The sequence below is a fragment of the Vibrio sp. Vf1514 genome (genome assembly GCF_052076135.1).
Taxonomy (GTDB): Bacteria; Pseudomonadota; Gammaproteobacteria; order Enterobacterales; family Vibrionaceae; genus Vibrio; species Vibrio furnissii.
On the sequence record NZ_CP197268.1, the window covers coordinates 1 to 20,841 of the forward strand.

Genomic DNA, 20,841 nt, shown 5'->3' on the forward strand with positions numbered 1-20,841 from the left:
TTAACTCAGTTTTTGTTCGACAAAGGCGAGAATTTCTTTCATCAGCGCGTCATCGACTTTTTTCAGATTCAGCGCCAAATTGGACCCTTTGCGCGAGTAACTGACGCGCCCTTTAACCAAATCGACTTTGTTGCTGACCGCGCGTTTTGGCGGAACCAGTTCTGCAATCCACTGTTCAATCGTCTCAGTCACCTCTTTGGTGATACGAGCCACGCCTTGTGATTGGCAGCGCTGCCACACCAAACCTTCCGCCTGATGGCACTTATTGAGCAACTCCGTTTGTTGCTCGGCGCTCAAATCGTTGAACTGCTTGTGCAGCTTCACGATGGTCGGACGGCCCAGTTCAACCACATTCGGGTACGCTTGCAGCAGCTCAAGGGGCAATGCCGCAGCTTTCAACGCGCCGCTCACCAACGCTTCGCTGCATTGGAACATTTTCGCGAGCGCTTTTTGATCTTCCGCTTCACCGCTATCGAGTTTGGCCTGCATTTCGCGCCCTTTCTCGTACAGCGACAACGGTTTGTGTGCGTTCGCGACATCCGACAAGAATTTCGCATGTTCGCCATTGATGTTGTCAGCGACGTAAACCAGGAACTCCTGATTGGCCAAAATACACGATTTACGGCGACGGCTGCCATCAAGTACTTCGATTTTGCCATCGGCCGTTTTGCGGCCCACGGCTGGGTATTGCTGACCGCGTTCACGCAGTGTGCTCAGCACGTCCGACAGTGCGTGTTCGTTGAGAAAAGCTTGTTCACGGGCGTTTTCCGCAAACACCGTGGTACGTGTCGCCACTTCTGCGGCCGGAATACGCACCAGTTCAAACGTCACCAGCTCTTCACCAGCCACAGACAGCTCAATCACTTGCGCTTGGGCCTTCGCCGCCGCCTGCGCTTCCTGTGGGGTTGACGCACGACGCTTGTCCGCTTTGCCAAAAAGTTTTGCGTTCAGATCCGACGTTTTAATTGCCATGTGTTACTTACCCCTGATTAAGTGAAGTCCAGTGTGAATGAAGTACGCGTTCCAGTTCCAGCGCGCTCTTTTGTACCGCATCTTGCGCGGTGGCTAAGGTTTTCTTACCCCCTTCAAAATCGCTGGTGGTTAAGTCAAACACGGTACTGTAGGTGTCGGCACACGTTTCAAAGGCGCGGCTGCGGGGAATGGTTGCCATCATCACTTGGTCGCCCAGCAGGTAGTTCATTTCCGTCAGCACGGAGACTTGCTTCTTGTTGTCGTCTTCAAACATGGTCGGCATCAAACGTACAAACTCCAGCCCTTTCCAATCGTCCGGGAACATCTCGTATACGGTTGGCAGGTGTTGGAAGAAGTTCACGGTTGACGCCCAGTCCAGACGCTTGGCCGCACATGGGATCAACAAGGCATTCGACGCATACATCGCGTTCCAAACCAGCGGGTCCACGTGGGGGCCGGTATCAATCATGATCACGTCAAATTCGTCAGCGATTTTGTCAATCAGCTTCTCTTTCAGCAGACGCACGATATCCAGCGACTGGTTTTGAGACAGGTATTGCCAAGCTTCGGCGTTAAACATGGCATCTTCTGGGAACGCAGAGATGGTCTTCAAGTTGGGATACTGTGTTGGCAGCATGACGTTCTTTTCCAAAAACGCCTTATCCACTTCAACGTCTTCCGGCACGTTATCCAGCATGATATCGACGGCAGAATAAATGTTACTGTGTTCAGCCAAGCTAATTTGTGGGTTTAAGAACAAACGCAGCGACCCTTGCGGGTCCAAGTCGATCAGGCAGATACGGTAACGCTTGTCGAGATTCAGCGCCAAGCAAGCCGCCAAATGCACAGCCGTCATCGATTTACCGGTGCCGCCTTTCTGGTTTTGGACGTTGATAATCCACGGTTTGTTTTCAGTATTCTTTTTACGCTGATGGAATTTAGGCACGCCCGCCGCATCCATGAGCATGTGCGCTTCCGCCAAAGAAATGGAGTAATGGTTCGCGTTGTTTTTAGTAAATTGATGCCCCGCTTCTTCCATCTTGGCGATGGCTTCATCAAGCTTACGACGCGTCAGTCCTGAACGGGTTTCCATTAAGGCTTTCGACATCGGAGGGAAATGCTCATCACGACGCTCTTCCAATACAATCTCAATGCGGTCCGCTTGAACCTGTTGAGTCAGTTCAGCGAGCGTATAGAGATTATCTATGGTTTGTTCTCTTTTCATAGCCAAATTCCGTAATTAGTGCCTATCAGCAAATAGTACAGCAATATTAACCATATACAACAAAAAGGTGAACAGACAATTTTAGATAAAAATCACATTAAATAGATTTTTAACACGAAATTCATTGAATCATGAAGATTTGCTGAATAAACCGCCCCAAAACTCAGCGGATAAATCCTCTCAAACTGCGTCAGATTTAAAATGTTACATCGTCACGTATTTACATTGTAAACCTCATGAACCACCTCGTGGATAACATCATCTCGATTTCCCACCGGAACGATTAAGTCAAGTGGTTAAATTACGGCGCTTGTCATTTCAATCTCCATTTCGTAACACTCGTTGCATTTCATCAACATGATGGCGCATCCATACACACTCATGCCATACGCGATACTGATTTGATCCAAAGAGGGCTCAGCCGAAAGCATGATCAAGGGGCTCTCATGATCATGTTTCCGTTTGAAATCTATCGCAAAGGAAGAATGATCAAGGGATTTTAATGCATCACACGTCATCGCCGAACCGTTGTTTCAAAATGATCCAAGATCGGATCAATGATCAAGAGATCATGCGTGCCGGAAGCATGTAAATTTCGCGCTGAATTACGGACGATGTCAGACAGAATAGGGCTTGTGGGCAATTCGCTGTGTCATTGGCCCACCGCAAGCGCCAATTGAACCAACAGGCCTAGCCTGCCATTCACCATGATCATGCTTTCGTCGATTCGTCGTTTACGCCTTGTATCACGGCATTTGTCAGTCAACATGCAGACCAACGGCACGAACGATGGAATCTTGTACGAAAATGGCCTTTTCAGCGCTTCTCTTGATCATGTTTCCGACCCCATGTGTCGATGAAACGACAAAACAGCCCGTCAATAGGGGAGAAGAACTCGACGATGAATCAGGGGGTTGTGGATAAGGTGTGCGTCCACCTTGATCATGGTTTAGGGAGTTCGTTGATCATTGATTCGTGATTGTCATGATCATTGATCGGGAAGGGTTTGATCATGCTTTCAATGACTTAATGATCATCGTTTCAGTAAACTCATGATCATGCTTTCGGGTGTCATTTTTAAAAGCATATTGAAAACAGTAAGTTACAAGCAATCTTTCGCTCGGATCATATAATCATATAGATCACTCTATATCAGAATAATCAAAAAGATCAGTTATTTAAAACCAGCAATTTTTTCTTTATTTATGATCTCTTTTTCTTTATTCTCTTGGAACTATAGCGATATTACGGCTAGTGTGATACGGATCTAATAATGACATCAGAAGAAAAGTTGCTGATCAAAGCACCCAGAAGCCACAAAGATGGTCATCTCTTTGAAGTTTCTGAAACCGCAGTGGACTGGATTGAACAATATCAGCATTTCAAAGGGGTGACGAAGAGTATCGTCGAACTCCTGAATTTGATCTCGCTGCGTGGCTTTCGCAGCAAAGATGGTCTGGTATCCACTACCGAATTGATCGATGCAACCGACGGTCAGTTAACACGAGCTGCTATTCAGCAACGCCTCAGAGCTGCGGTATCGATCGGGTTATTTAAACAGATCCCAGTGCGTTTTGAAGAAGGCCTCGCGGGCAAAACCATGTTGCACCGTTTCGTCAATCCCAACCAATTGATCTCGGTATTAGGATCCACCAGTTTGGTGACCGAATCGGTCAAGCAAAGTGAAAAGCGCAAACGTTCAAAAGCATTGGCGCAAACGCAGGTTAATCAACGCTTGCTCACCGAGCATGGCTTGAATACGCCGCCAGCGATGAAAGACGAGGCGGATCAGTTTGTGGTTTCGCCCACCAATTGGGCGGGGATTATTGACCAAGCACTGGCACCACCGCGTACACGTAAAAGCTACCAAAAATCCATGGTGTCGATTTCAGGCACACGTGCGGTGATCGAAACACGATCGTCTAAAAATATCATGACGGTCGACGATCTCATGACCCTGTTTGCGCTGTTCACACTGACGGTTCAATACCACGATCATCACCATGAAGATTATCAGCTCAACGCAAGCCACGTGCCAAACAAAACCCCGCTCTACATCACGGATATTTTGTCGCTGCGCGGCAAAAAGGACAGCGGCCCTGCACGTGATTCGATTCGTGACAGCATTGATCGCATTGAATTTACCGATTTCCAATTGCATGAACTGACTGGCCGTTGGTTGAGCGAAAACATGCCGGAAGGATTCAAGAGTGATCGTTTCCGTTTTCTGGCGCGCACGATCACCGCTTCGGAAGAAGCGCCCACAGAAGGCAGTGATGGTGAGATCAAGATCAAACCAAACCTGTACATTCTGGTGTGGGAGCCGTCGTTCTTTGAAGAGTTGATGACGCGTGATTATTTCTTCCTGTTCCCGCCAGAGATTCTGAAACAGCACACCTTGGTGTTCCAACTGTACTCCTATTTCCGAAGCCGCATGTCGCGTCGTCATACCGATGTGATGCTGCTGAGCGAGCTGAATCAAAAACTGGCACGTAACATTGAATGGCGTCGTTTCTCGATGGATCTGATCCGCGAGCTGCGCCGTTTGTCGGAAGGCAAGGGTAATGACGATCTGTTTGTGGTCAATCTGTGGGGCTATCACCTGACGATCACCACGTTGATCGACAAAGGCAAGTTGAGCGATTACCAAGTTGACATCAAATGCGATGTTGAGGAAGTGCTGCGTTATTCGCGGGCGAAAACCACCAACGCGGGTAAACGCAACATGGCGCCGACGCTGCCAAACCCGCTGCGTCACGAAATGGTGTCGAAACAGAAATTACAAGAGCTATCAGAAATCATCGATGGCGAATTTGAACCGATTCAGCGTAAATCCCCGTCACCACGAGGCAAATTGGGCCGTCGCGTGAAGCTGCGTAAGCACTTGGTCGAGATCAACGCAGACGAAATCACCATTACGTTATCGAAATATACCTCTCCAGAGGCCCTAGAACGCAGTATAACGGCTTTAGCGGCGATGACTGGACATGCGCCTTCATCAATCCGAGAAGAGTGTGTAGAGCTGATTGACAAGCTCGATTGGCTGCGCGTGGATGAGAACGTGATCCCGTATGAGACGTTGAGCAAGTTGATCGAGCTGTATAACACCCAAAATGACAACAAGCATTTGTCGATCGAGCGTTTGATCTCGGGGCTGGCCGTGCGACGGAAAGTGTGTAAACAGGTACACGAAGGGCATCTTGATGAATCTGTTTTTCGGGCATTAGATGAAGTTGCCATTGGTATTTGAAACGGAAACTACAGTATTGATACACAACGTTGACATATGTCTGACAATGTTAAGCCGTCGAGTGGTTAAAGTTTATCTCGAATAGACAACCTTTTGTCCTATCTGATGAATTAATAGATTGGCTCATATTGTTACATTCGTTCTGAATTAGTTTGCGAGTTCTTCCTGAGAGCTCGCTTTTTTTTGCCTGAAATTCAGCCGCTTACCGAAATAGACCTCTTTTACGCCTTGATCATGCTTGCGGATCGCCCGCCGATCAGCGCTTTTCCCTTGATCATGTTTCCTTGTTCCTCATCGCGATCCTGATCCGCTCGTTGCTGCTTGCTGTGATCGCGTGGTGTCATGACTCGCTATCATCCCGGCGCCGACGCGAGCATCAAATCACCATGATCATCGTTCCGTCTGTGAGCGGGGAGAAGAAGATAGGCTTGCCGAGAGGTGGCCTAGAAACCTCCGTTGGGCGTGCTAAAGTCAGAGAAGCATCGCGGGCATTTTCGGCTACGCATGTGTGTTTAATATGCCCATTGAGCATGCTAAAAAACTGAATGAAAAATCACCGCTGAGGCTAAGGGACACAAGGGATGGTGAGTGAAGAAGTGAGAGGTTGATCGGCTTCTTTTTTACGCGGGAATCCTTTCAATGTACTTCGACATTTTGGGGAGCGCAAAACATAATTGAGCCATTTGTAGATTAGATGTCTGAATCCTCGTTGGAATCACATTCTTGCTCAAATCTTCTTAACAAGAATTTGGGGCTTTGCTACAGATTACATGTCCCTGGCATGGTTTGTTCGGAGGTTACAATGTCCATTAATTCAATTGACCATGATGAAATGACTAACATCGCAAATAGTTGGGACTTCACGGAAGAAGTCGTCGCTCCACGCCCAATGAAAAATCTGAAATCAGCGGAAGCTCGTCGTCGTATCGAGACACTAAGAGAAATCCGTGAAAGTGGATTAACCATTGAAGAAGCAAAGGAATTGGGCCTGCTTCACTAAGCAGGACCAGTTGGCGAATTGAGAAGGGTGGCGAAAGCCACCCTTTGTATTTTTAATGCTTTTATTGATTAAAGCCGCTTAAACCGACATTTTGACTCTTAATTTTTTCCATTCCTATGATATATTTCGCTCCACGTTTTTATCGACTGTGGGCTTACTAATGTCTTTCAACCTCGCATTGCTAGATGCTTCAGAGAAAAACAAAATAGAACTCGACAAACAGGCTTCTTTTTTAGTTTGGAAGATGAAGCAGGCAAAAAGTGGATCAGAAGAGATCACTAAGCAGCTAACCAAACTGACTTCCGAGCAGGAAAAAGAGTGGTTTCAACATTCGATAGATAAATACAAACGAGTGATGGGCGTGGCATAACGCTTGGCTCTCAGCAGAAGCGAAGACTATCTGCTAAAATCCGTCGCATCAAATTTGAACTAGAGAGAACATCCCGATGGGAAGAAGTTTTGAAGTGCGCAAGGCCTCTATGGCGAAAACTGCAGGCGCAAAAATTAAAGTTTATTCCAAATACGGTAAAGAAATTTACGTGTGTGCAAAGAACGGTGGCAGCGACCCAGACATGAACTTGTCTCTGCGTCACCTGATCACCAAAGCGAAACGCGATCAGGTTCCTGCGCACGTGATTGAAAAAGCACTGGATAAAGCAAACGGCGGCGGCGGTGAAGATTACCAACCAGCACGTTACGAAGGCTTTGGTCCTGGCGGTACAAGCGTGATTGTTGACTGTCTGACTGACAACGGCAACCGTACGTTCCAAGATGTTCGCCAATGCTTTGTTAAAGTGGGCGCGAAGATTGGTGTGGAAGGTTCTGTATCGCACATGTTCGATCATCAAGCGGTATTCCAATTCAAAGGCGAAGATGATGAAATCATTCTTGAAACGCTGATGATGGATGATGTTGATGTCACTGACGTTGAACTCGAAGATGGTGTGATCACGGTTTTTGCGCCTCACAATGAGTTCTTTAAAACCAAAACAGCACTGAACGCTGCATTCCCTGATCTAACCATTGATGTGGAAGAAATCACGTTCGTGCCGCAAACCCCAACACCAGTGACGGGTGAAGACGCAGAGAAATTCCAGAAGTTCCTTGACCTTCTTGATGACTGCGACGATGTTCAGCAGGTATACCACAACGCTGAAATCGAATAAGCACGCAAAACAAAGAAACCGAGCCTTACGCTCGGTTTTTTTGTCTCTGCTGCTGCGGTTTTTTGACGTGATTGGGCGTGGAAAGCCAAGCGGCCAACTTGCGGATCTGCGGCAAGACGGTGAGGTTAAGAAGCAATGCGACCGGCCAGGCCACGCTAAAGCCACTGAGCCACACGGGCGGCCATTGGGCATTGAATCCCAGCTTGTACCCTGACAGCACGCCAGACATGATCACGGCCATGACAAACGACGTCATCAGTGCTGTTAGCCAAAACTGTTTTCGACTCATCATTCAGAAGTTTCTCTTTGGTTTCATCTTGGTGATATCTAGGATATAACTGTCCATAACTGAGAAAAATCACCAAGAAAAGAAGTATGAATTCCATATACGGAAACATTGATGATCTTTACTTGTTCTTCTGTGTGGTGGAAGAGGGCTCGTTGGTCTCGGCGTCAAAGAAACTGAAGTTACCGGTCTCAACCATGTCTCGCCGTTTATCGGCACTGGAATCGCGCCTCAACCTGCGCTTGCTGGAAAAGCAGGGCAGAGAACTGGTGGCGACGCAAAGTGGTCAGCAAGCCTTTCTGGCGATTCGCAGTGGCATGGAGAATTTGGAAAGCACTTTCAGCCAAATGCTCTCGGAGAGCCAAGACGTGACAGGCAGCGTCAAATTGGCGATTCCGCATAATTTTTACCGCGCGTTTGTTGGTCGTGTGGTGGAAGAGTTCGTGCGTCAGTATCCAAAAGTGAATGTGGAATTGGCGCTCAGTCAGGAGTCTGTGACGCCGGAAACCAACCGCGATCTGTTGATCACGTTCGAGATTGATCATCTGGAAGGCATGATCGCGCGGCCGCTGTTTCAAGCGCATCACGGCTTTTTTGCCAGCCCAGACTATTTAGCCACATGTGGGCCCGTTACGACGCTGGATCAACTGGAAGCACTAGATTGGATCTCGGTCGATCGCGCACAAGCCGTCCCGGTTTTCAGCGGTGACACGTTTGTGCGCTTGATTCACATCAAGCCCAAATTGGTCGTCAATGATATCCAAGCCATTGCGGGCGCTGTTGAACGCGGGTTGGGCGTGGCATCACTGCCATATCGCCATGTGTCACCCAGCATGAATATTGTACAGTTATTGCCGGATTATCATCGCAGTGCCAAGCGAGCACATCTGGTTTATCGGGATAGAAAGTATCAGCCCAGGGCGCTGACCTTGTTGGTGGAAGCGTTGCTTGACGCTGTCAGCACACGTGAGCAAGGCGCGCCCGTTGTAAAAGGAGATTAACATGAAAGTCAGTTTTATTGGTTTAGGGGTCATGGGGTATCCGATGGCAGGCCATTTGGTGAGCGCCGGATTTGACGTTTCGGTGTTTAACCGCACGCAGGCGAAAGCGCAGGCATGGGCAGCGCAGCACGGTGGGCGCGCAGCACCGACTGTGGAAGCGTGTGTGCGTGAGGCGGATGTGGTACTGATGTGTGTCGGCAACGATGACGATGTGCGGAGCATGGCCACCAGCGAACAGGGCGCGTTAGCGTTTATGAAGCCCGGAGCGATTTTAGTCGACCACACCACGACGTCTGCGTTGTTGGCAGAAGAGCTGGGCGCGGCGGCGCAGAACGTCGGTGTTCGCTTTATGGATGCTCCTGTGTCCGGTGGTCAGGCGGGCGCGGAAAACGGCGTACTCACCATCATGTGCGGTGGCGAAGCGGATCTGTTTGATGCACTGCAGCCTGTATTGAACGCGTATGGTCGTTCTTCGGTGCTGATGGGCGGTGTGGGTCAAGGCCAGCGGGCGAAAATGGTCAACCAGATTTGTATTGCGGGGGTGTTGAACGGTTTGTCGGAAGGCTTGATTCTGGCTGAAAATGCTGGGCTGGATATTCCCACGCTGGTTGCGTGTTTGAAAAACGGTGCGGCGGGTTCATGGCAAATGGAAAATCGCGCCGTGACCATGGCAGAGAACTCATTTGACTTTGGTTTCGCCATTGATTGGATGATCAAAGATCTGGGCTTTTGTTTAGATGAAGCTGAGCGTCAGGGCGTGCGTTTACCGATGACCGAAAACACCATCGCAGCCTATCGCAGCCTGTCTGCTAATGGGGAGGGTCGTATGGACACCTCGGTATTGATTAAAGCGGTCAAGCAGGCTGCCAAACAATAGCCCACCTTGTCGCGTAAAAAGCCCCAGAATTCGGGGGCTTTTTCATGGCGGTTTACAGTGTAAAACTGGTTAAACTTTAAACCGGGCAACCAGATCATACAGTTCGTGCGCGCGGCCGTTCAGCCCCTGGCTGCCTTGACGGTTTTCATTGGCCAGATCGGCGGATTGGCTACTTTGATCGGAGATCACCACGATGCGCTGTGAAATTTCTTGCCCAACCAAACTCTGCTCCTCGGTCGCCGTGGCGATCAGCGAGTTCATATCCATAATCGTCCCAATCGACTGCTGAATCTGCTCCAGCGCCTTGGCTGCGGCGTTGGCTTCTTGCACCGTAGAGACACTGCGATTTTGGCTGGAATCCATCGCGCGCACCGCTGCGTCGGAGGCGGCTTTCAACTGCTCAATCATGGCGTGAATTTCGCCGGTGCTGTCTTGCGTGCGGCTCGCCAGTTTACGCACTTCGTCGGCAACCACCGCAAAGCCGCGCCCTTGATCGCCTGCGCGCGCCGCTTCGATGGCGGCATTGAGTGCCAACAGGTTGGTTTGCTCAGCAATGTCTTGAATCACCGCCAGAGATGTTGAAATGTTCTTCACATCGCTCTCCAATTTGGAAATCACACTGCTCGCTTCTGCGACTTCCTCTGCCAGCGATTGCACCGAGCGCGCTGCGGTATCGACAATGGAATGCGCTTCTTTGGCATTGTCGTCGGCCTCTTTGGCCGATTGAGCCGCTTGGCTGGCATTATTGGAAATCTCGTGCGCGGTGGTGGTCATCTCCGTCATGGCGGTTGCCACTTGTTCGGTTTCTTCCCGCTGACCGGAAGCCAAATCATCGACCTGCGTCGCGCGCTGCGTCATCGAATTGGTTTCGTCCACCACTTGCTGCCCGACTAAGTTGACGCGTTTGATGATGTCTTGCAAGCTGGCGACAAAGGCGTTGAAGTTGTCACTTAACTGGGCAAACTCCGGCACGCTAAAACGTTCCATGCGTGCGGTGAGATCGGCATCGCCGCTGGCAAATGAGCGAATCGACTGATCAAACAGGCGCAGCGGATGCAAAATACTGCGGTTGATGAACATCGCGACAATCCCCACCAGCACCAGAATCACCACACTGACCGTGGTTAACGTCCATAAGCTGTGGGTCAACTTTTCCGACGCCAAGGCTTCCATTTCAGCAATTTCCGCATCGACATCATCGGTATAGAAGCCGGTGCCGATGATGAGATCCCATTGCGGCAGATAGACGGAATAACTTAATTTGGGTAACGGTTGGCTCTCTCCCGGTTTGGGGAAATAGTACGTGGTGAAGTCGCCGCTTTTGGCATTTTTGATCAGATCCCGCACCAGATAATTGCCTTGCGAGTCTTTCAAGTCCATGAAGTTATCGCCGAGGCCCGTTTGCCCTTTGCCGAGTAGCACACGATTCCCTTGGCTGTCGTAACCAAACAGATAGCCATTTTTACCAAAGGCGATTTCTTGCAGAATGGTTAAGGCCTCTTCGCGACTGGCTTGGCGATTTTTCAGTGGGGTAAGGGCGCTCTCTGCGATTTGCAAATAGGCTTTCAGCTCTGCTTTTTTCATGTCCATCATCGCTTCACGCGTGTTGGCCATTTGGGTTTTGCTCAGGCTTTGGGTTTCAGTGAAGGTCAAATACATCATGCTGATGGCAATGATGAGCAGCGGCACGATCGACAAAATGTAGAGTCGATGACGAATGGTTAAACTCATAGCGTTTCCCGTCCAGTAACAAGTGGGTGATGGTCTCGCGTTCTGATGAAGCGATTTATTGTTGTTTTACTCAGTAAGCGTAGCGCAGTTTTTCGACGGGGGAGGGGCGTTGATTGGATTTTGTTATTTGGGTCGACATTGGCCCTGCGGGCAGCGGCGCTGACCGGTCAGCCAGCCGGAGAGGGTGTAGCGGTGACGCGCAAACCATAAATAGGCGCGATCGGCGAGAGGACGAATCAAAGGCCAGCGCGTGAGGGCATATAGCCACGGTTTTCCAACCAGCGACCATGCCAAATGCAGCGTGTCCAATCCGCGTACCAAGCGACCTTGTGCATCGTAGGCCAGCAAAATACGCTGCGCTTCTTCAAGATCGATCGCCGGATAATCTGCCATGTCGGGGCTGTGGATATCAATCAGCGTGATGCAATTGTGAACATCTTGTTGTTTTAATGCGCACATTTCGCGAAAACAGAGCGGACAGCGCCCATCAAAAAAAATCGTAATTTGTGACATATTTCGAGCTTATTAACTTTTTTTCTTAGCACAAAAGTATGACAGTTTTTGATCTAAATCAAAGAAACTTTTTATAGATAACAGGTGTTTGAGGGGGATACCCCTGTTTTAGTAAAGGATTTATTTTACTAATGATTCCATTTATGAAAGGTAAGATTGCAATTTGATCTACTGTGATTCGGGTGTATTGCCCGCATAATGCGCCGGATGTAACAAAATGTTTCCGACTGTGACATTTGTGTTTTGGCGTGAGTTGAATTGTTGGACGTATGTCGATGTTCATGACTTGCGTGCACGCGAATGTTACCTCAAGTAAACATTTGTTCAAGCTCAACACACATAAAAATACTCATAAACATCAACCGCAGATTCCAAAAAGTGCCAACTTTTGTCGGTGGAAATCTGCAAATACAGTCGAGAAAGTCAATGGAAGCCTCAAGATACAAAAACATCTTGTCGAGAGCGGGATTGTTTTTTGCAATTTTGCTCCTCTCAGGATGTCAATCTGCTTTGCTTGATCCCAAGGGCATGGTAGGGGTACGTGAAAAAGAGTTGATCATCACCGCTCTTGTTCTGATGTTGATTGTCGTCATCCCCGTGATTCTGATGACAATTTACTTCTCCTACAAATACCGTGCGAGCAACACTGACGTAGAGTACACACCAGAATGGTCTCACTCGACCAAAATCGAAGTGGTGGTTTGGACGATTCCAATCATCATCATCGCGATTTTGGGTGTGATTACCTGGCGTTCTACGCATGAGCTGGAGCCATCCGTCCCACTCCAAAGCGACGTCAAACCGATGACGATTGAAGTGGTGTCACTGGACTGGAAATGGCTATTCATCTATCCAGAGCAGCAGATTGCTACCGTCAACTACGTCGCATTCCCGAAAGATGTTCCGGTGAAGTTCAAAATCACGTCTGACAACATCATGAACTCCTTCTTTATTCCGCAACTGGGCAGCCAGATCTACGCGATGCCTGGCATGGTGACTCGTCTGCACCTGATTGCGAACCACGAAGGTGAGTTCAAAGGTATGTCTGCCAGCTACAGCGGCGAAGGTTTCTCTCACATGAAGTTCGTGGCCAATGCATTGCCTGATCAACAGAGCTTCGACAACTGGGTGAACGACGTGAAATCACAGCCAAACAAGCTGCATGATTTCAGCGATTACCAAGCGCTAGCGAAACCAAGTGAAGACGTTCCTGTGACCTACTTCTCCAGCGTGCCTCATGATTTGTTCTCGGCTGTAGTGATGCAGTTTATGGGTTCTCACGACATGGGTGGCGAAGCGAAAGAAGCGCACGGTCATATGAACATGGCAGAACATAAAGGGTAACAAACGATGTTTGGAAGACTAACACTAGATTCCATTCCATATCATGAGCCTATCATCATGATCACGATGGCCGTGATTGCGATTGTGGGCCTTGCGGTCGTGCTGACCATTACGCGTATGGGCAAATGGCAGTACCTATGGAATGAATGGTTTACTTCAGTAGACCACAAAAAACTGGGCTTTATGTACATTGCGGTTGCGATGATCATGTTAATTCGTGGTTTTGCTGATGCTGTGATGATGCGTAGCCAACAATTATTGTCGTCAGCGGGTGAAGCGGGCTACTTGCCGCAGCACCACTACGACCAAATCTTTACTGCGCACGGCGTGATCATGATTTTCTTCGTGGCCATGCCGCTGGTCATCGGTTTGATGAACATCGTGGTGCCGCTGCAAATCGGTGCTCGTGACGTGGCGTTCCCTTACCTGAACAACTTGAGCTTCTGGCTGTTTGTTGTCGGTGTCATTCTGACCAACATGTCGCTGGCTGTGGGTGAGTTTGGCCGTACCGGTTGGTTGGCTTATCCGCCACTGTCGGGCATTGATGCCAGTCCGGGGGTCGGGGTCGACTATTGGATATGGGCGCTGCAGATCTCCGGTGTCGGTACGACGCTGACCGGTGTGAACTTCTTTGCGACGATTCTGCGTATGCGTACGCCGTCGATGCCGCTGATGAAAATGCCTGTATTCACTTGGGCATCGTTCTGCGCCAACATCCTGATCATCATCTCGTTCCCGATTCTGACCGTGACCATCGCGCTGCTGACGCTAGACCGTTACCTCGGGATGCACTTCTTCACCAATGATATGGGTGGCAACATGATGATGTATGTCAACCTGATTTGGGCGTGGGGTCACCCAGAAGTGTACATTCTGGTGCTGCCGGTTTTCGGTGTGTTCTCAGAAGTAACGGCAACGTTCTCGCGTAAGAAACTGTTCGGCTACACCTCGCTGGTGTGGGCAACAATCGTGATCACGGTTCTCGCGTTTATCGTGTGGCTGCACCACTTCTTTACCATGGGTGGCGGCGCGAACGTGAACGCGTTCTTCGGTATCGCGACCATGATCATCTCTATCCCGACAGGGGTGAAGATTTTCAACTGGTTGTTCACCATGTACCGTGGTCGCATTCAATTCACCACGCCGATGATGTGGACGGTTGGCTTCCTGATTTCGTTCTCTATCGGCGGGATGACTGGCGTCCTGATGGCCGTACCGGGTGCGGACTTCGTGCTGCACAACTCGGTCTTCCTGATTGCGCACTTCCATAACGTGATTATCGGTGGTGTGGTGTTCGGCTGTTTTGCCGCGATCACGTACTGGTTCCCGAAAGCGACCGGTTTCACGCTGAATGAAACTTGGGGTAAACGCGCGTTCTGGTGCTGGCTGACTGGCTTCATTCTGGCATTCCTACCACTGTACGCGCTGGGCTTTATGGGGATGACTCGTCGTATCAGCCAGAACATCGACCCTGAGTTCTTCCCGTTTTTGGCGGTGGCTGCCTTTGGTACCGCGATCGTCGCACTGGGCGTGCTGTGTCAGTTCATTCAGATCTACGTGAGTGTGCGTGACCGTAAACAGAACCTAGACCTGACGGGCGACCCATGGGGTGGCCGTACTCTGGAATGGGCAACGTCATCACCACCGCCGTTCTACAACTTTGCCGTGTTGCCAAAAGGCGACGAGTTGGATGCTTTCTGGTACCAGAAAGAGCGTGGTGAACACGATCTGAATAAAGAAGTGGAATACCAGCCAATTCACATGCCGAAAAACACGCCAACGGGCATGTACGTTTCTGCATGGGCGCTGATCTTTGGTTTCGCGATGATTTGGTACATCTGGTGGCTGGCGGCGATTGGCTTCATCGGTATCGTCGTGACCAGTATCAAGCACAGCTTCAATGAAGACCTCGACTACTACGTTCAGGTGGATGAAATTAAAGCGATTGAAGAAGCGCATCGTCAACGTGCCGCGCAAGCGACAGCGAACCCAGCGTCTGGCGACCAGGGTGACGATGAAGATATGGAGGTGACCTATGCACGCTAATGCTCACAGCGCACATGACCACGATCACCACGACACCGGTGGCATCAAGCTGTTCGGTTTCTGGATCTACTTGATGAGCGACTGCGTTCTGTTTGCAAGCTTGTTTGCAACGTTCGCTGTGCTGTCGAATGCGACCGCAGGCGGTCCAACCGGCAAAGAGCTGTTTGAACTGCCATTCGTTTTTGCTGAAACCATGCTGCTGCTGTTCAGTAGTATCACGTTTGGTTTCGGGATGATTGCGATGAAACGCAAAGACATCGCTGGCCTGAAACGCTGGCTGGCGGTGACCTTCCTGTTGGGGGCTGGCTTTATCGGCATGGAACTGTACGAGTTCCATCACCTGATTGCAGAAGGTGCAGGTCCGCAGCGCAGTGCATTCCTGTCGGCGTTCTTTACGCTGGTGGGCACGCACGGTCTGCACGTGACCTTTGGTCTGATTTGGTTGGCCGTGTGTTACTGGCAGCTGAATACCAAAGGCCTGAACGACATGATGGAAACCCGCTTTAACTGCTTAAGCTTGTTCTGGCACTTCCTCGATATCGTTTGGATCTGTGTATTCACCATCGTCTACCTACTGGGAGTAATGTCATGAGCAACCAACATGTAGATTCTGGTAAAAGCGAATACATCAAGGGCTTTATTGCGTCACTGATCCTGACCATTATCCCGTTCTACTTTGTCGCGACTCAAAGCCTGCCTGAAGCGGTGACTTTTGCACTGATGTTTGGTTGTGCGATTGTGCAAGTGTTTGTGCACTTTGTGTACTTCCTGCACATGGAAACGCGTACCGAAGATGGCCGTTGGAACCTGGTGTCTTTGATGTTTACCGCCCTTGTGGTCCTGATCCTGATTGGTGGTTCAATCTGGATCATGTGGAACCTCAACATCAACATGATGATGTAGTAGGTCATCTATGATCAAAGGTTACATCTCTATCACCAAGCCGGGCATCATCATCGGTAACCTGATCTCAGTCGCTGCGGGGTACTTCCTCGCAGCGAAATCTGAGGCGGCCGATGTGGCTTTGCTGGCATACACCTTGGCGGGTGTGGCAATGGTGATTGCGTCAGGCTGTGTGGTGAACAACATTTTCGATCGTGATATCGATTTGCGAATGGATCGCACCCGTGGCCGCTTGCTGGCGCTAGGGGAAATCAATGTTGACCACGCGTTTGTCTACGCCATCGCATTGTTGCTCGGTGGCACGGCTCTGCTTTATCGCATGGCGAACCCGCTGTCCACCGTGGTGGTGTTGCTGGGATACGTGTTTTACGTGTTCTTCTACACCATGTGGTACAAACGCACCTCGGTGTACGGCACGTTAGTCGGCAGCGTCTCTGGCGCAGTACCACCGCTGGTGGGTTACTTGGCTGTGACCAACTACATCAGCTTGGAAGCGGTACTGCTGTTTGCACTGTTCTGCCTGTGGCAGATGCCGCATTCTTATGCGATTGCGATGTTCCGTATGCAAGATTACAAGGCTGCTGGCATTCCTGTATTGCCGGTTGTCTCTGGCATTGAAAAGGCACGCAAACACATGATGGCGTATGTGGTGGCATTCAACTTGGTGGCTTTGGCTTTATTCCTGCTTGGGGAGTGTGGCTATGAGTACCTGGTGATTGCGGCTGCCGTATGCTTCATGTGGACCAAAGTGACTTTCAAACCGGTGACCGAAGACAACTATGTCGCGTGGTCAAAAACGGTGTTTAAAGTGTCACTGCTGGTGGTGATGGGCATCAGTTCTGTGCTTGGCTTGGAACTGATTCCTCTGACTATCTAGCTTACAACCCGTCACAAGCTCAAAGGCGCCCTTTCTGGGCGCCTTTTCTTTTCTGCGGTCGCGGAATATTTGTTGGTGAGAAAACCGTTACGCATTGGCGCATTGTGCTATACTCCGTGCCCGATCTACAAAGAGGGTTTTTCCATGAGTCTAAAAAACGACATTCAACAAATGCATAACCGTCTCGATACCTGCCGTCACAAGTTGGATGCTGCTAAGACTCGCGGCGATGACGCGATGATCAGCAAGTTCACCGATGAGGTGGAAGAGCTGTCGAAGAAGCTGAACGGCCTGAAAGGCAAAAACGATTACGAGACCAATAAAGAGCGTAAGAAACTGGCGGATATGCCTTTCTCGCGCGAAATCACCAAAGCTGAGCAAGCGGATCTGGGGAAACTGAAAAAATCAGTCAAAGGTCTGGTTGTGGTGCACCCGATGACTAAAGTCGGTAAAGCGCTGCGTTTGGAAGTGATGACCGGATTTGCGCCAAAGCCGTTTTAAGGCGACGCCGCAAACATAAAAAGAGCCAGCGATTGCTGGCTCTTTGCGTTTCTGAAGGTGGGTTAGTACCCCATCAATTGCAGCAAGTTCTCTGCGGTGCGAATCGCCTCTTTGCGGTTGGCGATATTGAGCTTTTGATACAGGTTGCGAATGTGGGTTTTGATGGTGGTGCCTGCCACATCCAGCTCTTGCGCGATCTGTTCATTACTGAAACCAGAGTAGATGAGGCCCAACACCTGCCATTCACGCTGCGTCAGCGGGCTGGTGCGCACTAACTCCGGAATGTTCGGGTGGTTGATGAGCTTCTCGACAAACTCCTCGTCAAAATGCACTGAGCGGCTGCGCTGGGTGGTGGAAATCTCTTTCATCAACTGCTGCGCGCGGTGGCGCTCCAAATCACCTAGCTCAACGCGATGCACTAGTTTTTCCAGCAGATGACCAATCTTGTGTCCATCAACCAGGAAGTTGCCGATCATGCCGGTTTGGTTGGTCAGGCGCAGCGCCTCTTTGATTTTTTCGCGCGCCAACTCTTCTTGGCCACATGTGGTCGCTAGGTTCGCTTCCACAATCAGGTTGCGGTTGATGTCGGTGATGAGCTGGTACTGCTCCGCTTGCGCTTGCATGAAGGTCAGCGTGTGCTGCGCGTCATCAAACTGCTCTAGGTTGATTTGCACGCGTGCAATGTTGCGCCACTGCAATTGAGAGAAGTGGTTGCAGGCGCGTTCTGGGCGTGTGGTGGTTTCGAGCCATGTTTCCATCGCATCCATATCACCACGCGCTTGCCAGTATAGGATCAGCGACAACGACGCGTTCGCCGTCCAGTCGACGTGGTAGTTCGACTGTTTCATTAAATGCTGAATCTGTTCGATAAAGCGGCCGGCTTTATCCAGCTCACCGCGACCAATGGCAATGCGCGCCAGCATGGAATAGCTGTGCAAGTGCTGACTTGGCGAGTGATTGCCAAGCACATCCAGCCCTTTATAGGCGCACTCTTCGGCTTCATCTAACCGGTTCCAGCACCACAGAATTTGCGCGCGAATACGCAGCAAGAATTCGTGCAGCGGCACTTGGTGCAGATGCTGCTCTTCGACCAGTTTGAACGCATTGTCTTGCACCTCGAATGCAGCCTGCACGTACCCTTGTGCGATCAGAATCTCGCTTTGTTGCAGCAGGGCCCACAATGCTTGATGGTAGACCTGATATTGACGCGCCAGTTTCTCGGTTTGCTGCATCATCGACAGCGCGCGGCTCAGTTGCCCCAGCACGTGATTGACTTCGCCCACCACCGAGGTTGCCACGATGCGGCTGCGATAAATGGTGTTGTCGAGCTGGCTCAGGGCCAGTTCCGCCAGCTCCAAGGCTTTTTCCGGGGCGTTTTGGTTGATGGCCACTTGCGCGCGCAGCGCATTGAACTCCCCTTGTTGCCTGTTGCTTGGCTCGACATTCAGCGCTTTCATCTCTTTGTCGGCGCGAATCAGCATGTCGCCGACATCTTCATAGCGGTGTTGGCTCTGGGCCAGCCAAGCTTGCAGCAGGCACAGCTTCGGTTCGCTGTAGAGCTGCGTGGGTGTAAGTAGGTTAATCGCCGCTTCCAATACTTCCAATTCGCCTTGGTTGAACATTTTCCAGCCGTACTGGGTCAGAATACTGGCCAGCAGATCGGTGTCTTGCGCAAGGTGGGCATGGCGCAGCGCTTGATGTGGTGTGCTGGCTTCCAGCCACGCGCGTGCAGCGGCGCGATGCAGCTCTTGTTCTTGTTGCGGAATGCGCGCCATGCGTTGGTGAGCCAGAAATTCAGCAAACAGATTGTGGAAGCGATACCAGTTTTGCTCGCCTTCCAGCGGGTAGATAAACAGGCCGTAGCGATTGAGCGACTCAATCATACTCAACGCGTCGTCACGTTTGGTGAGGGCGGCGACCAAAGCGTCGTTAAAGTGATCCAGCACCGAGCACTGCATCAGGAAGTAACGGGTCTCTTGGTCAAGCAGATCAAACACCTCTTCCACCAAGTAATCCCACAAATGCGCATGGTTAAAGTGCGACACCGATTCAGCGGTTTGCGCCAAGGTGCGTTTTTGATGCTGCGCTTGCAGGGCGATCAATTGCAGCGCAGACGGCCAGCCTTCAACATAATTACGCAGACTCACGGCCGTGGTGTCGTCGATGCCATCCGCAACGCGCTGATTAAAGAAACGGGTGGTCTCTTCGTTATCAAACGCCAGCAGTTCGTTGCCGATCTCAATCATTAGGTCGCGCACGCGCAGGTTGGCGGTCCCCAGTGGCGGCGTCATGCGACTGGTGACCACTAAGGTGAGGTTATCCGGCATGTGCTTGAGGAAAAAGCGCATCGCTTCATGGATCTCTTCATCGGAAATCAGATGATAGTCATCGAGCACCACGAAACACTCGTGATGGAAATTCGACATTTCGGCGAACACTTCACTGAACAGCGAATGCAGCGATGAGAATTGGCGACGCTCAGCCAGCTTTTGCGCATTGGGGCAGCTTTGCGATGTGGCTTTATTCAAGGCTTGCAGCAGATAGTTCATGAAGCGGAACGTGTCGTTGTCGCTTTCATCGATGCTGTACCAACCCACATTGGGTTTGTCTGCCAGCCACTGCGCTGCCATGGTGGTTTTGCCATAACCCGCAGGAGAACGGAACAACACGAGCTTATAGCAAGGCGCTTGTTGCAACAGTTCTAACACGCGCGGCCTGACGATGGCGTTATGCAGCCGTCCGGGGCGAGTTAATTTCGAGGGTATCCACATCGTTGTACTTCCCGTTTCCGTCTCGTGGTAATCAGTAGTGAGGGCTAGCTCACGGTTTAATGATGAAGATGTTACTTGATGTCTTTCCCTACGTTTATTGATCGCCCACGAGATTCCTGCAGGTTTCACACTTCCCGGACAACTACGCCCCAAATTTGTGAGGTTTGTCACCAAAGTGGTGCGTGAGGGCTAAGGTGAAGTGTCCACCCTCTACGAGATTTCATGAAATCTGCGTAACGAATGCGAAGATTTTGTGAATCCCGCCGCACATTGAGCAAATGGTTTCAGAGCCAGAAACCTCTCTTTCATAAATCTCCACTAGGGTTAGGAAGATGATTGTCGTGATCCCAGTCACTCATAATTTCGCTCTTTGCTAAA

The 20,841-nt window shown here is 50.3% G+C and carries 19 protein-coding genes; 12 read left to right on the plus strand and 7 right to left on the minus strand.

Annotated elements, in window-relative coordinates:
* Both ACS18Q_RS14845 and ACS18Q_RS14850 read right to left on the minus strand, forming a co-directional pair.
* Nucleotides 1–972 (minus strand): ParB/RepB/Spo0J family partition protein, encoded by a 972-nt coding sequence (locus ACS18Q_RS14845; RefSeq protein WP_014257872.1) that lies wholly within the window; start codon nucleotides 970–972, stop codon nucleotides 1–3.
* Nucleotides 973–979: 7 nt separating this feature from the next.
* Nucleotides 980–2,197, minus strand: a complete 1,218-nt coding sequence (locus ACS18Q_RS14850; RefSeq protein WP_004727384.1) for an AAA family ATPase — start codon at nucleotides 2,195–2,197, stop codon at nucleotides 980–982.
* 1,273 nt (nucleotides 2,198–3,470) lie between these two features.
* On the opposite strand from ACS18Q_RS14850, the gene ACS18Q_RS14855 reads away from it, so the two are divergent.
* Nucleotides 3,471–5,447: a replication initiator protein RctB domain-containing protein gene (locus ACS18Q_RS14855; protein ID WP_004727382.1), complete on the plus strand. Its 1,977-nt coding sequence runs from the start codon at nucleotides 3,471–3,473 to the stop codon at nucleotides 5,445–5,447.
* A 221-nt stretch (nucleotides 5,448–5,668) separates the two neighbouring features.
* Here the strand turns inward: ACS18Q_RS14855 and ACS18Q_RS14860 are convergent, their stop codons facing one another.
* Nucleotides 5,669–5,791, minus strand: a complete 123-nt coding sequence (locus ACS18Q_RS14860; RefSeq protein WP_277987964.1) for a hypothetical protein — start codon at nucleotides 5,789–5,791, stop codon at nucleotides 5,669–5,671.
* A gap of 458 nt (nucleotides 5,792–6,249) precedes the next feature.
* On the opposite strand from ACS18Q_RS14860, the gene ACS18Q_RS14865 reads away from it, so the two are divergent.
* The 3 genes from ACS18Q_RS14865 (at nucleotide 6,250) to ACS18Q_RS14875 (ending at nucleotide 7,613) form a co-directional block, all read left to right on the plus strand.
* Entirely contained in the window at nucleotides 6,250–6,447 is a 198-nt protein-coding gene (locus ACS18Q_RS14865) for a PA3496 family putative envelope integrity protein (protein WP_004727381.1), read from the plus strand.
* Between the two features lie 160 nt (nucleotides 6,448–6,607).
* A complete protein-coding gene (locus ACS18Q_RS14870; protein WP_004727380.1) occupies nucleotides 6,608–6,817 on the plus strand; it encodes a DUF3283 family protein in 210 nt (69 codons plus the stop codon).
* A gap of 76 nt (nucleotides 6,818–6,893) precedes the next feature.
* The gene (locus ACS18Q_RS14875) at nucleotides 6,894–7,613 is read left to right on the plus strand and encodes a YebC/PmpR family DNA-binding transcriptional regulator (protein ID WP_004727379.1); all 720 of its coding nucleotides are present in this window, start codon (nucleotides 6,894–6,896) and stop codon (nucleotides 7,611–7,613) included.
* A 25-nt stretch (nucleotides 7,614–7,638) separates the two neighbouring features.
* Here the strand turns inward: ACS18Q_RS14875 and ACS18Q_RS14880 are convergent, their stop codons facing one another.
* Nucleotides 7,639–7,902: a DUF2798 domain-containing protein gene (locus ACS18Q_RS14880; RefSeq protein WP_172563115.1), complete on the minus strand. Its 264-nt coding sequence runs from the start codon at nucleotides 7,900–7,902 to the stop codon at nucleotides 7,639–7,641.
* A gap of 86 nt (nucleotides 7,903–7,988) precedes the next feature.
* On the opposite strand from ACS18Q_RS14880, the gene ACS18Q_RS14885 reads away from it, so the two are divergent.
* Nucleotides 7,989–8,900 (plus strand): LysR family transcriptional regulator, encoded by a 912-nt coding sequence (locus tag ACS18Q_RS14885; RefSeq protein ID WP_441257904.1) that lies wholly within the window; start codon nucleotides 7,989–7,991, stop codon nucleotides 8,898–8,900.
* 1 nt (nucleotide 8,901) lies between these two features.
* Complete coding sequence (locus ACS18Q_RS14890; RefSeq protein ID WP_412497548.1) at nucleotides 8,902–9,777, plus strand: NAD(P)-dependent oxidoreductase; 876 nt, start codon at nucleotides 8,902–8,904, stop codon at nucleotides 9,775–9,777.
* A gap of 69 nt (nucleotides 9,778–9,846) precedes the next feature.
* On the opposite strand, the gene ACS18Q_RS14895 is transcribed toward ACS18Q_RS14890, so the two are convergent.
* Nucleotides 9,847–11,508: a methyl-accepting chemotaxis protein gene (locus tag ACS18Q_RS14895; RefSeq protein ID WP_004727375.1), complete on the minus strand. Its 1,662-nt coding sequence runs from the start codon at nucleotides 11,506–11,508 to the stop codon at nucleotides 9,847–9,849.
* A gap of 123 nt (nucleotides 11,509–11,631) precedes the next feature.
* Nucleotides 11,632–12,021, minus strand: a complete 390-nt coding sequence (locus ACS18Q_RS14900) for a thiol-disulfide oxidoreductase DCC family protein (RefSeq protein WP_158108284.1) — start codon at nucleotides 12,019–12,021, stop codon at nucleotides 11,632–11,634.
* A 426-nt stretch (nucleotides 12,022–12,447) separates the two neighbouring features.
* On the opposite strand from ACS18Q_RS14900, the gene cyoA reads away from it, so the two are divergent.
* The 6 genes from cyoA (at nucleotide 12,448) to ACS18Q_RS14930 (ending at nucleotide 17,692) form a co-directional block, all read left to right on the plus strand.
* Complete coding sequence (cyoA, locus tag ACS18Q_RS14905) at nucleotides 12,448–13,365, plus strand: ubiquinol oxidase subunit II (protein WP_049781848.1); 918 nt, start codon at nucleotides 12,448–12,450, stop codon at nucleotides 13,363–13,365.
* A gap of 6 nt (nucleotides 13,366–13,371) precedes the next feature.
* Nucleotides 13,372–15,411 (plus strand): cytochrome o ubiquinol oxidase subunit I, encoded by a 2,040-nt coding sequence (cyoB, locus tag ACS18Q_RS14910; RefSeq protein ID WP_038151782.1) that lies wholly within the window; start codon nucleotides 13,372–13,374, stop codon nucleotides 15,409–15,411.
* Entirely contained in the window at nucleotides 15,401–16,003 is a 603-nt protein-coding gene (cyoC, locus tag ACS18Q_RS14915) for a cytochrome o ubiquinol oxidase subunit III (protein WP_004727371.1), read from the plus strand. The genes cyoB and cyoC overlap by 11 nt, the downstream gene beginning before the upstream one ends.
* Nucleotides 16,000–16,314 (plus strand): cytochrome o ubiquinol oxidase subunit IV, encoded by a 315-nt coding sequence (gene cyoD / locus ACS18Q_RS14920; RefSeq protein WP_441257905.1) that lies wholly within the window; start codon nucleotides 16,000–16,002, stop codon nucleotides 16,312–16,314. The genes cyoC and cyoD overlap by 4 nt, the downstream gene beginning before the upstream one ends.
* Before the next feature lie 10 nt (nucleotides 16,315–16,324).
* Complete coding sequence (gene cyoE, locus ACS18Q_RS14925; RefSeq protein WP_441257906.1) at nucleotides 16,325–17,191, plus strand: heme o synthase; 867 nt, start codon at nucleotides 16,325–16,327, stop codon at nucleotides 17,189–17,191.
* A 144-nt stretch (nucleotides 17,192–17,335) separates the two neighbouring features.
* Nucleotides 17,336–17,692, plus strand: a complete 357-nt coding sequence (locus ACS18Q_RS14930; RefSeq protein WP_004727368.1) for a YibL family ribosome-associated protein — start codon at nucleotides 17,336–17,338, stop codon at nucleotides 17,690–17,692.
* A gap of 62 nt (nucleotides 17,693–17,754) precedes the next feature.
* Here ACS18Q_RS14930 and malT read toward each other — a convergent pair whose 3' ends face one another.
* Complete coding sequence (gene malT / locus ACS18Q_RS14935; protein ID WP_038151779.1) at nucleotides 17,755–20,463, minus strand: HTH-type transcriptional regulator MalT; 2,709 nt, start codon at nucleotides 20,461–20,463, stop codon at nucleotides 17,755–17,757.
* Between the last annotated feature and the right edge of the window lie 378 nt (nucleotides 20,464–20,841).

Excerpts from the sequence above, each read along its gene's own strand:
- ACS18Q_RS14845 (WP_014257872.1), bottom strand. The coding sequence starts at position 972 with ATGGCAATTAAAACGTCGGATCTGAACGCAAAACTTTTTGGCAAAGCG.
- ACS18Q_RS14850 (WP_004727384.1), bottom strand. The coding sequence starts at position 2,197 with ATGAAAAGAGAACAAACCATAGATAATCTCTATACGCTCGCTGAACTG.
- ACS18Q_RS14855 (WP_004727382.1), top strand. The coding sequence starts at position 3,471 with ATGACATCAGAAGAAAAGTTGCTGATCAAAGCACCCAGAAGCCACAAA.
- ACS18Q_RS14860 (WP_277987964.1), bottom strand. The coding sequence starts at position 5,791 with ATGACACCACGCGATCACAGCAAGCAGCAACGAGCGGATCAGGATCGC.
- ACS18Q_RS14865 (WP_004727381.1), top strand. The coding sequence starts at position 6,250 with ATGTCCATTAATTCAATTGACCATGATGAAATGACTAACATCGCAAAT.
- ACS18Q_RS14870 (WP_004727380.1), top strand. The coding sequence starts at position 6,608 with ATGTCTTTCAACCTCGCATTGCTAGATGCTTCAGAGAAAAACAAAATA.
- ACS18Q_RS14875 (WP_004727379.1), top strand. The coding sequence starts at position 6,894 with ATGGGAAGAAGTTTTGAAGTGCGCAAGGCCTCTATGGCGAAAACTGCA.
- ACS18Q_RS14880 (WP_172563115.1), bottom strand. The coding sequence starts at position 7,902 with ATGAGTCGAAAACAGTTTTGGCTAACAGCACTGATGACGTCGTTTGTC.
- ACS18Q_RS14885 (WP_441257904.1), top strand. The coding sequence starts at position 7,989 with ATGAATTCCATATACGGAAACATTGATGATCTTTACTTGTTCTTCTGT.
- ACS18Q_RS14890 (WP_412497548.1), top strand. The coding sequence starts at position 8,902 with ATGAAAGTCAGTTTTATTGGTTTAGGGGTCATGGGGTATCCGATGGCA.
- ACS18Q_RS14895 (WP_004727375.1), bottom strand. The coding sequence starts at position 11,508 with ATGAGTTTAACCATTCGTCATCGACTCTACATTTTGTCGATCGTGCCG.
- ACS18Q_RS14900 (WP_158108284.1), bottom strand. The coding sequence starts at position 12,021 with ATGTCACAAATTACGATTTTTTTTGATGGGCGCTGTCCGCTCTGTTTT.
- cyoA (WP_049781848.1), top strand. The coding sequence starts at position 12,448 with ATGGAAGCCTCAAGATACAAAAACATCTTGTCGAGAGCGGGATTGTTT.
- cyoB (WP_038151782.1), top strand. The coding sequence starts at position 13,372 with ATGTTTGGAAGACTAACACTAGATTCCATTCCATATCATGAGCCTATC.
- cyoC (WP_004727371.1), top strand. The coding sequence starts at position 15,401 with ATGCACGCTAATGCTCACAGCGCACATGACCACGATCACCACGACACC.
- cyoD (WP_441257905.1), top strand. The coding sequence starts at position 16,000 with ATGAGCAACCAACATGTAGATTCTGGTAAAAGCGAATACATCAAGGGC.
- cyoE (WP_441257906.1), top strand. The coding sequence starts at position 16,325 with ATGATCAAAGGTTACATCTCTATCACCAAGCCGGGCATCATCATCGGT.
- ACS18Q_RS14930 (WP_004727368.1), top strand. The coding sequence starts at position 17,336 with ATGAGTCTAAAAAACGACATTCAACAAATGCATAACCGTCTCGATACC.
- malT (WP_038151779.1), bottom strand. The coding sequence starts at position 20,463 with ATGTGGATACCCTCGAAATTAACTCGCCCCGGACGGCTGCATAACGCC.